The sequence below is a fragment of the Pantoea sp. GABEPS69 genome, from assembly GCF_045780835.1.
GTDB lineage: Bacteria > Pseudomonadota > Gammaproteobacteria > Enterobacterales > Enterobacteriaceae > Pantoea > Pantoea septica.
On sequence record NZ_CP118619.1, the window covers coordinates 479,326 to 492,546 of the forward strand.

14 protein-coding genes are annotated in these 13,221 nt (G+C 58.0%); 9 read left to right on the forward strand and 5 right to left on the reverse strand.

What is annotated here, in order from left to right:
* The first annotated feature begins 246 nt into the window (after positions 1 to 246).
* Together PVE98_RS22070 and PVE98_RS22075 are read left to right on the forward strand one after the other, a co-directional pair.
* Entirely contained in the window at positions 247 to 558 is a 312-nt protein-coding gene (locus PVE98_RS22070; protein ID WP_096074199.1) for a response regulator transcription factor, read from the forward strand.
* A gap of 109 nt (positions 559 to 667) precedes the next feature.
* On the forward strand, positions 668 to 1,735 hold the full coding sequence (locus PVE98_RS22075; RefSeq protein WP_033749021.1) for an SDR family oxidoreductase: 1,068 nt from the start codon (positions 668 to 670) through the stop codon (positions 1,733 to 1,735).
* Positions 1,736 to 1,767: 32 nt separating this feature from the next.
* On the opposite strand, the gene PVE98_RS22080 is transcribed toward PVE98_RS22075, so the two are convergent.
* Complete coding sequence (locus PVE98_RS22080; RefSeq protein WP_272869526.1) at positions 1,768 to 2,802, reverse strand: NADP-dependent oxidoreductase; 1,035 nt, start codon at positions 2,800 to 2,802, stop codon at positions 1,768 to 1,770.
* Positions 2,803 to 3,036: 234 nt separating this feature from the next.
* On the opposite strand from PVE98_RS22080, the gene fucO reads away from it, so the two are divergent.
* From fucO to PVE98_RS22095, 3 genes are all read left to right on the forward strand, one after another.
* The gene (gene fucO, locus PVE98_RS22085) at positions 3,037 to 4,185 is read left to right on the forward strand and encodes a lactaldehyde reductase (protein ID WP_096074197.1); all 1,149 of its coding nucleotides are present in this window, start codon (positions 3,037 to 3,039) and stop codon (positions 4,183 to 4,185) included.
* Positions 4,186 to 4,382: 197 nt separating this feature from the next.
* Positions 4,383 to 4,895, forward strand: a complete 513-nt coding sequence (locus tag PVE98_RS22090) for a 5' nucleotidase, NT5C type (RefSeq protein ID WP_096074196.1) — start codon at positions 4,383 to 4,385, stop codon at positions 4,893 to 4,895.
* A 219-nt stretch (positions 4,896 to 5,114) separates the two neighbouring features.
* Positions 5,115 to 5,288, forward strand: a complete 174-nt coding sequence (locus PVE98_RS22095) for a GhoT/OrtT family toxin (RefSeq protein WP_065426280.1) — start codon at positions 5,115 to 5,117, stop codon at positions 5,286 to 5,288.
* Positions 5,289 to 5,705: 417 nt separating this feature from the next.
* Here PVE98_RS22095 and PVE98_RS22100 read toward each other — a convergent pair whose 3' ends face one another.
* The 3 genes from PVE98_RS22100 to PVE98_RS22110 all read right to left on the reverse strand — a co-directional run bounded on the left by PVE98_RS22100 (position 5,706) and on the right by PVE98_RS22110 (position 7,713).
* A complete protein-coding gene (locus tag PVE98_RS22100) occupies positions 5,706 to 6,611 on the reverse strand; it encodes a manganese catalase family protein (RefSeq protein ID WP_313618850.1) in 906 nt (301 codons plus the stop codon).
* Positions 6,612 to 6,672: 61 nt separating this feature from the next.
* Positions 6,673 to 7,179: a ferritin-like domain-containing protein gene (locus tag PVE98_RS22105; protein WP_187143693.1), complete on the reverse strand. Its 507-nt coding sequence runs from the start codon at positions 7,177 to 7,179 to the stop codon at positions 6,673 to 6,675.
* 57 nt (positions 7,180 to 7,236) lie between these two features.
* Positions 7,237 to 7,713 carry a ferritin-like domain-containing protein gene (locus PVE98_RS22110; RefSeq protein ID WP_033749031.1) on the reverse strand — a complete coding sequence of 159 codons (477 nt, stop codon included), beginning with the start codon at positions 7,711 to 7,713 and terminating at the stop codon, positions 7,237 to 7,239.
* A 457-nt stretch (positions 7,714 to 8,170) separates the two neighbouring features.
* Between PVE98_RS22110 and PVE98_RS22115 the strand changes: the two genes are divergently transcribed.
* Positions 8,171 to 9,376, forward strand: a complete 1,206-nt coding sequence (locus PVE98_RS22115; protein ID WP_096074193.1) for an MFS transporter — start codon at positions 8,171 to 8,173, stop codon at positions 9,374 to 9,376.
* A 4-nt stretch (positions 9,377 to 9,380) separates the two neighbouring features.
* On the opposite strand, the gene PVE98_RS22120 is transcribed toward PVE98_RS22115, so the two are convergent.
* Entirely contained in the window at positions 9,381 to 9,731 is a 351-nt protein-coding gene (locus PVE98_RS22120; protein WP_096074192.1) for a cupin domain-containing protein, read from the reverse strand.
* A gap of 114 nt (positions 9,732 to 9,845) precedes the next feature.
* Between PVE98_RS22120 and glsB the strand changes: the two genes are divergently transcribed.
* The 3 genes from glsB to PVE98_RS22135 all read left to right on the forward strand — a co-directional run bounded on the left by glsB (position 9,846) and on the right by PVE98_RS22135 (position 13,110).
* A complete protein-coding gene (glsB, locus tag PVE98_RS22125; RefSeq protein WP_096074191.1) occupies positions 9,846 to 10,766 on the forward strand; it encodes a glutaminase B in 921 nt (306 codons plus the stop codon).
* A gap of 121 nt (positions 10,767 to 10,887) precedes the next feature.
* Positions 10,888 to 11,307 (forward strand): DUF2946 domain-containing protein, encoded by a 420-nt coding sequence (locus tag PVE98_RS22130; RefSeq protein ID WP_033748149.1) that lies wholly within the window; start codon positions 10,888 to 10,890, stop codon positions 11,305 to 11,307.
* A 75-nt stretch (positions 11,308 to 11,382) separates the two neighbouring features.
* Positions 11,383 to 13,110: a DUF2534 family protein gene (locus PVE98_RS22135; RefSeq protein ID WP_096074190.1), complete on the forward strand. Its 1,728-nt coding sequence runs from the start codon at positions 11,383 to 11,385 to the stop codon at positions 13,108 to 13,110.
* Positions 13,111 to 13,221: the final 111 nt, after the last annotated feature.

Here is a 13,221-nt window from a genome sequence, read left to right on the forward strand (position 1 = left end):
TATTTTCAGATGAAGGTTAAATTCAGCAGTTCATAATTATAAATCTGCTCTGCCTGCGGGGTCGGATGTCAATAAGAAGCATTAAATTAAACGTTTTTTTGAGCATTCGAATATCTGATAGTGACGTCAGCCAGCGAACCAAATTAATTCGACTGGCTGACGTTTTCCCCAGTGCTGCTTTCGGTTATCACCCAAAGCGACGACTGTTATGCGGCCGAATCGCTTCTCTGGTGCGAAAGACAACTTATGCAGATGCGGCTAATTGAATTCAATGCGCAAATGTACAGGCTGGTTGATATGGCGGCTGTAGGGACGCAGGCTATCCGCCCGGACGCAACCAAAGCAATATTTACGCAGCGCGAACATGAGGTGCTTTACTGGGCCAGCATGGGAAAGACCTATCCGGAGATCGCCGCTATCCTTGTTATTTCCGTTAGTACGGTAAAATTTCATATGGGCAATATCGTCAATAAACTTCAGGTAGCCAATGCGCGCCAGGCCATCAGGCGCTGCGCTGCGATGAACCTTATTAGCTCGCCAGCCAGGACGGAAAGTTAGCCCAGGATGCTGGCGCGGCCTGAGCCAGTTCGCCTGCACGCCAGGCTTAACCGTCGATCTCGGTCTACACTCCCCTATTGTCTTGTTGTAAGAACTAAGGGAGAAAAGCATGTCGAAGAAAGCACTTATCGCCGGGATCAGCGGCGTGATCGGCACCGCGACAGCGGAGCGCCTGCTGGCGGATGGCTGGGAAGTTTACGGGCTGTCGCGCGGACGCACGCCGGTGCCGCAGGGCTGCCATGCCCTTACCGCCGATTTGACCTCGCCGGATTCGGTAAAAGACGCGCTGAAAGATCTCCAGCCCGACGCGCTTTTCTTCAGCGTCTGGGCGCGCCAGGAAACGGAAAAAGAGAACATTCGCGTTAACGGCGCAATGGTGCGCAACGTAATAGAGGCGCTGGGCGACCGTCTTAACGGCAGTCACGTCGCGCTGGTGACCGGCCTTAAGCACTATCTCGGGCCGTTCGACGCTTACGGCAAAGGCGCGGTGCCGATGACGCCGTTTCGTGAAGAGCAGGGACGCCAGCCGGTCGATAACTTCTATTACGCGCAGGAAGATGAACTGTTCGCCGGCGCGGAGAAATATGGCTATCGCTGGAGCGTGCATCGCCCGCACACCGTGATCGGTTTTGCGCTGGGCAACGCGATGAATATGGGACAGACGCTGGCGGTCTACGCTTCGCTGTGCAAATTCCATAACCTGCCGTTTATCTTTCCCGGTTCGGCGGCGCAGTGGCACGGCGTAACCGACATGAGCAGCGCGACGCTGGTGGCGGAGCAGCTGGAATGGGCGACCAGCGCGCCGGGCGCGCAAAACGAAGATTTCAACACCGTAAACGGCGACGTGTTCCGCTGGAAATGGATGTGGGGCGAGATTGCCAGTTACTTTGGCATTGAGGCACAGCCGATGCCGGATGAAACCCAGCCGCTGGAACAGCGTATGACAGACGCCGAGGCGCAGTGGAAAGCAGTGGCGCAGCACTACCAGCTACGCGAGGCGGATATCAACCGTCTGGTTTCCTGGTGGCACACTGATGCCGATCTGGGCCGTCCGATGGAGGTCTTCACCGATATGAGCAAGAGCCGCAAAGCGGGCTTTACCGGCTATCACAGCACGCGCGACGATCTCTTCGCGCTGTTTGACCGCCTGAAGCAGGAAAAGCTGATCCCGGCATAAAAAAAGTCCCGCCTGCGGGCGGGACCTCTGTTTTACTCTTCGTCCTGCGCCACGCGCACCACGGTTTTGCCGAAGTTTTTCCCCTCCAGCATGTCAAAAAACGCCGCCGGCGCATTCTGCAATCCGTCGATCATGTGCTCTCGATAGCGAATCTCACCCTGCTCTACCCAGGGCTCCATCGCCTCAAGGAACTCGCCATAGCGATTGCCGTAGTCGTCGAATATGATAAAGCCCTGCACCCGCAGGCGTTTCTTGAGAATATCGCCCATCAGCAGCGACAGGCGATCCGGGCCGTCCGGCAGCTCGGTTGCGCTGTAGCCAGAGACCAACCCGCACACCGGAATACGCGCTTTGGTATTCAGCAGTGGCAATACCGCGTCGAATACCTTGCCGCCGACGTTTTCATAATAGATGTCGATGCCCTCCGGGCAGGATTTTTCCAGCTGCGCCGCCAGGTCATCCTGATGGTGATCCAGACAGAGATCGAACCCCAGCACCTCGACCGCATGGCGACACTTCTCTTCGCCGCCGGCGATGCCGACGACGCGACAGCCTTTCTTCTTGCCGATCTGCCCTACCGTTGCGCCCACCGGCCCGGTCGCCGCAGCCACCACCAGAGTTTCGCCAGGCTGCGGTTCGCCGATATCCAGCAGGCCCATATAGGCGGTAAAGCCCGGCATACCCAGCACGCCCAGCGCCCAGGATGGGTTAGCGAGGTCGTTACCCAGCTTTTTCACCGCAGAGGCGGGCGCGACCGAATAAGCCTGCCAGCCGCCGCTCGACAACACCCAGTCGCCTGGCTGGAAATCGCCATGGCGCGACTCCACGACGCGGCTCACCGTGCCGCCGACCATCACGTCGCCCAGCTTCACCGGTTCGGCATAGGATTTTGCGTCGCTCATCCGGCCGCGCATATAGGGATCGAGCGACAGGTAGATGGTGCGCAGCAGCAGATCGCCCTCTTCCAGCGCGGGCAGCGGAATTTCGCCGAATTCGAAGTTCTCCTGAACCGGTTTACCGTGCGGGCGCGAGGCCAGTCTCCAGCCGTGATTTTGCGGTTTCGCCATCATTTCCTCCATTGGTTAAAGCTTTAATGCTCCCATTGAGGCTAACAGAGGATGAGAAACTTGCCTGGCAGGAATGGCTTTACCTGGGTCAGAAAATGATGCTGCTTGAGCAAGCAACTGCTAATTTGTTGATTTTTATCAATTGTATTCCACAGGGAATGTGACGAAGACAGCAGAAACGCAGAGCAGTTAAGCGGGAAGGTAATGGGAATTTTGTTGAGCAAGGATGTGAAAATGACACAGCGTATGATTTTGAATGAGACCGCTTTTTTTGGCGCAGGTGCCATCCGTAACCTGCCTGATGAAGTCAGGCGGCGAGGCCTGGCGAAGGCGCTAATCGTTACCGATAAAGCGCTGGTTGCCGCTGGCGCGGTGAAGCGCGTCACTGACCTGATGGATGCGCATCAGCTTCACTGGGCGCTCTACGACGAGGTAGTGCCGAACCCCACCATTGCCGTGGTGCAGCGCGGCGTCGAGATATTTAAGCGCGCTGAGGCGGACTATCTTATCGCCATCGGCGGCGGTTCGCCGCAAGATACCAGCAAAGCGATCGGCATAATTATCAATAACCCTGAGTTTGCGGACGTGCGCAGCCTTGAAGGTTTCGCCCCGACGCGTAATCCCTGCGTCACGCTGATCGCGATCCCCACTACCGCAGGCACCGCAGCGGAAGTCACCATCAACTATGTCATTACCGACGAAGAAAAACGCCGTAAATTCGTCTGCATCGATCCGCACGATATTCCAAAGGTGGCGATCATCGATGCGGAGATGATGGCCAGCATGCCGCCAGCGCTGAAAGCCGCAACCGGCATCGACGCGCTGACGCACGCCATTGAAGGCTATATTACGCGCGGCGCCTGGAAGCTGACCGATATGCTGCATCTCAACGCCATTGAAATCATTAGCCAGTCGCTGCGCGATTCAGTGAAAGGCGATATGCAGGCGGTCGAGCAGATGGCGCTGGGTCAGTATGTCGCCGGCATGGGCTTCTCCAACGTCGGGCTTGGCCTGGTGCACGGTATGGCACACCCGCTGGGCGCTTTTTATAACGTGCCGCACGGCGTCGCCAATGCGATCCTGCTGCCCAGGGTAATGGCGTGGAATGCAGACTACACCGGCGAGAAATATCGCGATATCGCGCGCGCGATGGGGGTAAAAGGCGTGGATACGCTGTCGCTGGCGCAAGCGCGTCAGGCGGCTGTCGAGGCGGTAAAACAGCTCTGCCGCGACGTGGGCATACCGGCTTCGTTGCGCGACGTCGGTTTGAATCCGGATGATGTGCCAGCGCTGGCTCAGGCTGCGCTGGACGATGTCTGCACCGGCGGCAATCCGCGCGAGGCCACACTGGAAGATATCAAAGCGCTCTATCTGCAAAGTTAAGCCTCTGTGCCGCCTTTCGGGGCGGCATTCTCCTCTCTTTTCCCTGCTTCTGGCGCACCTCACAGTAATCCACGACATAACAGGCTTCAATTGCTTATTTAATAACCTGTCTGGAAGGCGTTTATTCAGAGACTACAAGCGGAGCCGCGCGACTGCTATTCTAGCCGCCTTGGCATGATGATTGACGAGGGGAAACCATGAAACGTATCGCCATTGAGATGGATGAAGTCATTATCGACTTGAACCACAAATTTAGCCCTGACGCCGCCTCTCATGAGGCTCAAACAGGTTCACTGGACTCAGCAAAACCACAACAGTCGCGCCCGGCGCTGTTTCAGGAGATTGAAGAACTGATCGGCGAGGAGAGTTTTTACGCCGGATTGCCGGCATTGCCCGATGCGCAGCGCGTTATTGAGCGCCTGGCGCAGGAGTATGAAATTTTTATTACCACTGCGGCGGTGGAATTCCCGCGCTCGCTAACGGCAAAACTTGAATGGCTGAAAGCGAATTTTCCGTTTATCAGCCCGATGAATATCATTTGCTGCAGCAGCAAAGGCATTCTCAATGCAGACTATTTGATTGACGCCCACCCGCAGAACTTCGCACAGTTCACCGGCGAAGGCGTGTTGTTCACCACAGCGCAGAATCAGCAGGAAACGGGCTATGTGCGCGTAGATAGCTGGCGCGATATCGAACAGCGCTTTCTCTAAACCGAGCTGACTTCGCCACGCGCATTCGCGCGTGCAAGCCGCGCGCCTGAAGGACCTGGCGCGTTTTTCTCGGCGAATTTCAGCCTGAAATCGCTCGCGTCAGACGCCCTGTCAGTAAGAAATCAAATTCTTTAAAAAACACCATGGCTTTTTACTTGATCTGGATCACGATTTTCCGCATAGTGCGCAACAAAACCACTATAACGATGCGGAGTATTGATGAGCCTCTATCAACATATGCTGGTGTTCTATGCGGTTATGGCTTCGATCGCCACGCTAATCACCTTTTTTATCGCAAAGGATAAGCTGACGATTCGCGCGCTAAGCGCCTTTCTGGTCGGCGCCACCTGGCCGATGAGCTTTCCCGTCGCCCTGATGTTCGCCCTGTTCTGATCCCGAATGCCCTGCAAGCCGCCTTGCGGCTTCATCCTGATTTTTCGACCTTTTCCTGCCGCCAGCTACACTTAGCAGTACGCCTCTGGTCACGCTGCTGACCAACGACGTTTGTTTGCTTACTTCATTTCATCACAAGGAGCGGATATGCGTTTTGTTGCCTTTGCCCTGTTTATTACTCTGCTTAGCGCCTGTCGGTCAGGCCCCATGGCGCCAGAAAAACCCGTGCCTTCCGCTGAAACGCGACAGCAAACCTGCCAGCCAGGCACAACCGCCAGCCAGAATGACTGCGGCCATTTTCCTGAACCGGAATTTCATTAAGCAGGGAAAGCGGACGCGGCGTCGAGCCTGTGCTGAAGCATCGTTCAAAAAGGGGAATATCGCGTCAGTCAGCATTGTGACTGACGCGAGAGGTGCTTACGAGCGAGGTTTATCAGATTTCAGCTGATTCGCTTCGCCCAGCGTTGAGCCAAGCTCTGCACCCGTGGTTGGGTTCAGGCTGGGATCGGAGGCGGTGCGGCTGGCCATATTAGCGAGATCGGTCGCCTGATCGGACGGCAGGGTTACTGACGCGCTGCCGTCGCCGCCGTCAACTGCCGGCGCCGGATCGGCCACGAACTCAAAGTTCTCGTCAGAGTTCCAGCTACCGCGCATATCGCCTTCGCCGGCAGACATGTTGTAGTAGACGTTGGCGTACTGTTCAATCGGCGGCAATTTACCTGGCGGGAAATTGTTGCGAATTGAGTAAAGCGCTTTTTCAAACGAGATCTGGTGCGCGACTTCACGCGTCATTAAAAAGCCCAGCGCATCTTTTACGCCGACATCGTCGGTCATGTTGATCAGACGCTCATACAGGATTTTTGCGCGCGCTTCGGCGGCGATGTTTGAACGCAGGTCGGCGGTCACTTCGCCGATGGTATCGACATAGGCCGCAGTCCATGGCACACCGGCAGAGTTAGTCAGCGGCGGCCCGCCGCCGTAAAGCAGCGAGGTCAAATGGCTGTCGTTACCGGCACCGGTAATGTTGCGATAAATCTCGCCCTCTTCCTCTGTGCCTTCAGCCAGCTGACCTTTCGCGCCTTTGTTCAGCATACCCACCAGCGAGCCAATGATTTCCAGGTGGCTCAACTCTTCCGTCGCGATATCCATCAACATATCTTTACGGCCTGGATCGTCATCGCCCAAACCCTGGGTGAAGTAGCGACATGCCGCAGCGAGTTCGCCCTGCGGGCCACCAAACTGCTCAAGCAGCAAGTTAGCCAGTCCTGGATTGGGCTTTTCAACACGGACTGTATATTGCAGTTTCTTAACGTGTCTGAACATTGCTCATTCCTTTCAAGTTGGATTGTCGGCCCTCTGAGAAGAGGGCCTGGCTGCGGCGTTATTATTTTTTCGCTTCAACGCCTTCAGCTGCATCACGCGTCATGAACTGTTGAGTTACGTCCGGCAGATGCGTCAGACACCATTCCGCCATCGCGATCTCTTGCTCACGAATTTGTTCGAAAATACGTACGCCTTCGTGGTCGCCCACCAGCTCCGCCGCAGCGATTAGCGAGGTGTAGTTAGCGATTTCGAACTGTTCGAAGACATAACCGCTGATCGCGCCTTTCACTACTTCGTCGTCAGCCAGCATGCCGCCCATCGCCTGGCCCATTGCCGATAGCTTGCCCATAGCGTCTTTAAAGGCGGAATTTGAGGTGTCGTTACGATCGATTACCGACTGTAATAACGACTGCTGCTGGCGCGTTTCTTCAATATGCTGCTGGATACGCGCTTTTAAATCGGGATAGTGTTCGAGACGAGACGCCATTTTTTCCAGCATGCTTTCCGCCTGCTTTTCCATGGCGTGTGCGTCTTTCAACCAGGCCAGATAATTCTCTTGATGTGACATGATTCACCTCTTTAAAATTGTGAGCGCTGCAAATACAGATTTCATCACGTCGGATAATTAACTGGTTTTTTCAGCAATCACATTCAGTTTTTCATCCGTGGCTTTTTCTTCCTGCAGCGTTTCCGCCAGCAATTTCGCCGCCTCGTCAAAGCCCAGGCGTTTCGCCATTGCCGTCAGGGTGCCGTAGGTGGCAATTTCATAGTGTTCGACTTTCTGGGCGGCACCAATTAAGCCAGCATCGCGTACCGGGCCCGCTTCAACGGAGTCGATAATCTCCTGAGCCTCTTCCACTAAGCCTTCCAGTGCATGGCATTTCATACGGCGAATACGCAGTTCTTCTGTCTTTTCAACAATTTGATCCAGACGTTCAATTTGTCCGCGCGTCTCTTCCAGGTGCGCTTCAAACGCGGCTTTTAGCGATGCGTCTGTTGCAGCGCGCGCCATTTTCGGCAGTGCGCGAGTGATCTGTTTTTCTGCGCTATAGACATCAGAAAGGTCATGAATAAAGAGATCCACCAGTGTTTTAATCGCCATTACAAGTTCCTCTTATCAAATCAGGTGATTGCTTTCCTGGCCAGGACGCTACAGAAATTAATAATAGTTGCTAAGTACAATTGCGCAAATTTAATAAAAGCGAAGCGCGGAATAAAACGGGATTGATTATTAAGGAATAATCTTATTTTTGCTGACGCTGCCGCTTCAGTTAAATAGCGCGCGGCAGGATCCCGCTATTAAAAAACACATTTGGATCATCGGCTCGCTTATTTAGCGCGCGGCGTATCTGCCTGGCAAAAATAAGCCAGCGCTTTTATTGCCGTTCAGCAGGTTATCGCACAGCACGATAAAACGCCGCCGCTGCGGGTTAGCTTTACAGCGGCGGCATCCCTCAGTAAAGTAGCGCGCAGACACCGGCCCCCTTTTGCTGGTGCGTAAGCGTTAACGTCAACCAACGCACCACAGCGGCTTTGCCGCACTTTGTGATGCGAATCTTATGACCCTTCCACAGGCTTCTGCTCTACGCGCTTCTCGCTTTACCCAATCTGGCTTTTTCCTGCTGGTATTGCTGCTGACCGCCGCGAACCTGCGCGCCCCCATTACCGCCGTCGGTCCGGTGCTGGAAAACGTACGCCACGCTTTCGGCTTGAGCGCCGCCGCCGCGGGCTTCTTTAATTTCATTCCGCTAATGCTGTTCGCCGCGCTGGCGCCGGTCGCCGCCATGCTGGGCAATCGCTTTGGGCTGGAGCGCAGCCTCTGGGCGGCGCTGCTGCTGATAACGCTGGGTTCGATGGTTCGCTGGCTGCCGCTTGAGGCGGCACTCTGGAGCGGTACGGTGCTGCTTAGCGCCGGCATCGCCGCCGCCAACGTGCTGCTGCCGCCGCTTATCAAACGCGACTTTACGCAACACACCGCGAAATATATCGGGCTTTATGCCGCCACCATGTCGCTGACCGCTAGCCTGGCGTCAGGGATCGCCGTGCCGCTCGCCGCTCTCTCCGGCGCGGACTGGCGCCTGTCGCTCGGCGTCTGGGCAGTGCCGGGCCTTGTGGCGCTGCTCGCCTGGCTGCCGTTACTGACGCCGCGCGCTGTTGGCTCGTCAGGCGTCACGCCCTCTCTCGCCGCAGATGGTGCGACGCCCTGGCGGTCGGCGATCGGCTGGCAGGTTTCACTGTTTATGGCGCTACAGTCGCTGGCGTTTTACACCCTGATCGACTGGTTTACGCCTTACGCGCAGAGTAAAGGCTACAGCCAGGCGGAAGCGGGCTGGCTGCTGTTTCTCTACCAGGCTATCGCGATTGTCGCTAACCTCGGCTGTATGGTGGCGCTAAAGCGGCTGCGCGACGCGCGTCTGACGGCCTTTGTCGCTTCCGCCGCCATTTTCTGCGGCGTGCTGGGTTTGCTGCTGCTGCCGCGTCTGGCGGCGTTATGGTTGATTATCGCCGGCTTAGGTGCGGGCGCCTCGCTGGTGCTCTGCCTGTCGCTGTTTAACCTGCGCGCTCGCGATCATCGTCAGGCGTCGCAGCTTTCCGGCATGGCGCAGTGCGTAGGCTATGCGCTGGCGGCGCTCGGCCCGCTGTTTTTCGGCATTTTGCACCAGCGGAGCGGCGACTGGACGCTGCCGCTGACCCTGCTGGCGCTGCTGAGCTTTGCGCAAATGCTGCTCGCGCCGCTGGCCGGCAGCGCCAGGCAGATGGAGTGAGCCTTTAACTTCCCTCATCTGGCGGCAGCTCATAATGAACCGCCAGCCAGAGAGTCGGTTCGTCGCTGCTGGTCCAGTTCACGCGGTGGCGCGTCCGCGCGGGCAGATTGATGAAATCTCCCGCGCGCAGTACCCGCTCCTGCGCTTCACCCTCCAGCTGCAACCCTGCCGCGCCCTGCACCACCAGCACCCACTCTCCCTGCGGCTGGCTGTACCAAAAGCCCGGCGGGCTCGCCTGGCCGGTAGAGACAATGCGCTCGATGCGCAGTTCGGGTCGCCGCAGCAACTCTTCAAATGTCTCTTGCTCGCCACGCACGGCGGCTTGCGGTAAAGCGTCAAACAGGCTGGTTATCATAGCGGCCTCGGGGTTGCGGTGAAGAGTTCACAGATTTTGCACGCGCTGCATTGATTCAGCGGCGACTCACGTTCATTATCCGGCGCCAGACGCCTCAGAAAAGGAGATTCACTCGTGACCGAACTCAGCAATGCGCTACTGGAAGAGATTCTGGAGCAGGTACGCCCGCTTACCTCGCGCGGCAGCGTCGCCAGCTATATTCCCGCGCTGGCCGAAGCGCCTGCGCACGCGCTCGGCATCGCCGTGGCTACGCCTGACGGTCAGAGCTGGCAGGCGGGCGACGCGCAGGAGCGTTTCTCCATCCAGTCCATCTCTAAAGTATTGTCGCTAAGCGTCGCGCTCACCCGCTATTCCGACGATGAAATCTGGCAGCGCGTCGGCAAAGAGCCCTCCGGCCAGCCGTTTAACTCGCTGGTGCAGCTGGAGCTGGAGCACGGCAAGCCGCGCAACCCTTTTATCAACGCCGGGGCGCTGGTGATTTGCGATATGCTGGAAACGCGCCTGACCGCGCCGCGCCAGCGCATGCTGGAGATTGTGCGCCAGCTAAGCGGCCAGCCCGATATTAACTATGATCGTCACGTCGCCCGCTCGGAGTATGAGCACTCGGCGCGCAACGCCGCCATTGCCTGGCTCATGAAGTCGTTCGGCAATTTTCATAACGACGTCAGCAAGGTTATGCAGACCTATTTCCACTACTGCTCGCTGTCGATGAACTGTGTCGAGCTGGCGCGCAGCTTCGTCTATCTGGCCAACCAGGGCAAAACGGCGAACGGCGTTCAGATGATTACTCCGCGCCAGGCGAGACAGATTAACGCGCTGATGATCACCAGCGGCATGTATGACGGCGCGGGCGAGTTCGCATGGCGTGTCGGTATGCCGGCGAAGTCGGGCGTCGGCGGCGGCATTATCGCTGTCATTCCCAATAAAATGAGCATTGCGGTCTGGTCGCCAGGTCTGGACGCCATCGGCAACTCGCTGGCGGGCACCGCCGCGCTGGAGCTGCTTAGCGATCGTCTTGGCAGCTCGGTTCTCTAGCGCATGCGCGGCGGACGTCAGGCTGTACACGTATACCCTAAGAATTTTTACAGAATTAGCCCCGTTGAGAACCGTAACGCGTTAAAATAGCGCCTGACGTTTACCAGCCAGTGATGTTTTCATGACCTTTTTCACCCCGTTGCAACAGCGACTCAGCGCCTGCCTGGCTATCCTGGCGGTGCTGCTGCTGTTCGTCGCGCCCGTGGTGTCGAAGGATCTGATGGCGCGCCACGGCGGCGCGATGGCCGCTCCAGTGATGGCGATGTCGCACAGCGCCGACACCATGCCGATGATGCATCATATGGACGACGGCATGATGCCTTCCGGCCATATGATGTCGGGCGAAGAGGGCGTCGCCTGCGGCTACTGCGAGCTGCTGGTGCATGTGCCGCTGATGATCTGGGCTGCGGTTCCCCTTCTCTGGCTGATGATGCTAATCTCGCGCGCGCCGCCCTCGATGCTGCGCGCGGACCCGCCGCTGTGCCGACGCGAACGCCGCGTCTACCGGCCTCGCGCCCCGCCTTCCCGCTGCGTTTTTTAATCAGAATGCCTGCCATTCCGCCGCGTAAAGCGACGGAAGCGGGTTCGTCTTTAACTGAATAAAAATGGATGTGCTATGTCATCACTTCGGGAAACGGCGCCGCCGCGCGGCTCGTTATTCACTTTGCTGCGCCGCCTGCACTTTTACATCGGGCTGTTTATCGCGCCTTTTATTTTTATTGCGGCGCTGACCGGCACGCTGTACGTGCTGACGCCGCAGATTGAGAATGTTCTTTACGCTTCCGCGCTGACCACCGAGCCGCAGGGAACGGCGCAGCCGCTTTCGGCGCAAGTCGCCGCGGCGCGCCGCCATATCGGCGAGGCGGCGCCTGTTTATGCGGTGCGTCCGGCACCTGGCGCGCAGGAGACCACGCGCGTGCAGTTCAGCCAGAACGACCTTGGTCCGTCAGAATCGCGCTCGGTGTTTATCGATCCCTACACCTTGCAGGTCAAGGGCGATATGACGGTTTACGGCACCAGCGGCGTGCTGCCGCTGCGCATGTGGCTGGATCAGCTGCATCGCGGCCTGCTGCTGGGCGACGTCGGTCGAATTTACAGCGAGCTGGCCGCCTCCTGGCTGTGGGTTGCCGCGCTCGGCGGACTGGTGCTGTGGCTCGGCACGCGCCCGCGCAGAAAGATGAAAAAGCCCGCGTCGGGCTTCGCCTTCGCCCGCCACTGGCATGTAACGCTTGGCCTGGCGCTGTCGCTGGGTTTGCTCTTCTTCTCGGTCACTGGCCTCACCTGGTCGCAGTGGGCGGGCGGCAATATTGATAAAATGCGCAGCGAACTGGGCTGGATGACGCCGCAGGTGCGCACCGCGCTGGACGCCAGCGCGCCCGCCGCCAGCGCCGATCCCCATGCCGATCATCATGCTATGCCGCAGATGGACGGCATGGATATGAGCGGTATGGCGATGCCAGCGCAGCCGGCCAGAGCGGTAAATGCGCCGGACGCCGACTGGGACAGCGTGCTTAACGCCGCGCGCCGCAGCGACATCCGCGCCGCGAAACTGGAGCTGCGCCAGCCGAAAGCAGAGGGCCAGGCCTGGACGGTAAGCGAGATCGACCGCAGCTGGCCGAGTCAGGTTGACGCCGTTTCGGTAGATCCCGCCACGTTCGCCATCGTCGACCGCGTGGAATTCGCGCATTTTCCGCTGGTGGCGAAGCTGACGCGCTGGGGCGTCGACGCCCATATGGGCGTGCTGTTCGGCTGGCCGAATCAACTGCTGCTGGCCCTGTTCGGCCTGGGTCTGTGCGCCACCATCGCGCTCGGCTACCGCATGTGGTGGATCCGTCGCCCGGCGCTGCCCGCGCAGAATCCGGCGCAAACGCTTCTTGTCGCCTGGCTGGCGATGCCGCGCTATGCGCAGGCCGCCTCGCTGATCGTTGCGCTGGCGCTGGGCTGGGCGCTGCCGGTAATGGGAGGCAGCCTGCTGGCGTTTATCGCTATCGATCTGCTGCGCTGGCGCAAGGCACAGCGCGCCGCCATGCCGCAGCCGGAAACGCCGCTGGAGCAGCAGTCTCCGCTGGGTATCGTGCGCGGGCGCTTCGCTGCAAAGCAGAAAGAGATGCGTTATTTCCTGCGCAGCGTGGTGATTTTGTGGCTGATTGTCGGCACGGTGATGGGTAAAGCCATTATCAGCGGCGTTATCGAGCAGTATCAGATCGCTTTTAGCGACTGGTCGCTGATGATGTACGTCACTCAGGCGTTAATGGTACTTCTCTATACCTCGGTCTTTACCGGTCTGATGTCGATTCCGCTGTGGTATTTCTTCCTCGGCGAGAGCGACGAACAGGGCAAATAAAGGCGTCTGCTGCCCGTCCCCGCGACGGGCAGCTTATTCAAAAAAGTTGAACTCTCTCAGCAAATCCCCCTCCTTCTCATCTTTCCCGATCGGTTTATCATCGCTTTATAA

What these genes read in the sequence shown, in the direction of transcription:
- PVE98_RS22070 (WP_096074199.1), top strand. Translation starts at nt 247, where the DNA reads ATGCAGATGCGGCTAATTGAATTCAATGCGCAAATGTACAGGCTGGTT.
- PVE98_RS22075 (WP_033749021.1), top strand. Translation starts at nt 668, where the DNA reads ATGTCGAAGAAAGCACTTATCGCCGGGATCAGCGGCGTGATCGGCACC.
- PVE98_RS22080 (WP_272869526.1), bottom strand. Translation starts at nt 2,802, where the DNA reads ATGGCGAAACCGCAAAATCACGGCTGGAGACTGGCCTCGCGCCCGCAC.
- fucO (WP_096074197.1), top strand. Translation starts at nt 3,037, where the DNA reads ATGACACAGCGTATGATTTTGAATGAGACCGCTTTTTTTGGCGCAGGT.
- PVE98_RS22090 (WP_096074196.1), top strand. Translation starts at nt 4,383, where the DNA reads ATGAAACGTATCGCCATTGAGATGGATGAAGTCATTATCGACTTGAAC.
- PVE98_RS22095 (WP_065426280.1), top strand. Translation starts at nt 5,115, where the DNA reads ATGAGCCTCTATCAACATATGCTGGTGTTCTATGCGGTTATGGCTTCG.
- PVE98_RS22100 (WP_313618850.1), bottom strand. Translation starts at nt 6,611, where the DNA reads ATGTTCAGACACGTTAAGAAACTGCAATATACAGTCCGTGTTGAAAAG.
- PVE98_RS22105 (WP_187143693.1), bottom strand. Translation starts at nt 7,179, where the DNA reads ATGTCACATCAAGAGAATTATCTGGCCTGGTTGAAAGACGCACACGCC.
- PVE98_RS22110 (WP_033749031.1), bottom strand. Translation starts at nt 7,713, where the DNA reads ATGGCGATTAAAACACTGGTGGATCTCTTTATTCATGACCTTTCTGAT.
- PVE98_RS22115 (WP_096074193.1), top strand. Translation starts at nt 8,171, where the DNA reads ATGACCCTTCCACAGGCTTCTGCTCTACGCGCTTCTCGCTTTACCCAA.
- PVE98_RS22120 (WP_096074192.1), bottom strand. Translation starts at nt 9,731, where the DNA reads ATGATAACCAGCCTGTTTGACGCTTTACCGCAAGCCGCCGTGCGTGGC.
- PVE98_RS22130 (WP_033748149.1), top strand. Translation starts at nt 10,888, where the DNA reads ATGACCTTTTTCACCCCGTTGCAACAGCGACTCAGCGCCTGCCTGGCT.
- PVE98_RS22135 (WP_096074190.1), top strand. Translation starts at nt 11,383, where the DNA reads ATGTCATCACTTCGGGAAACGGCGCCGCCGCGCGGCTCGTTATTCACT.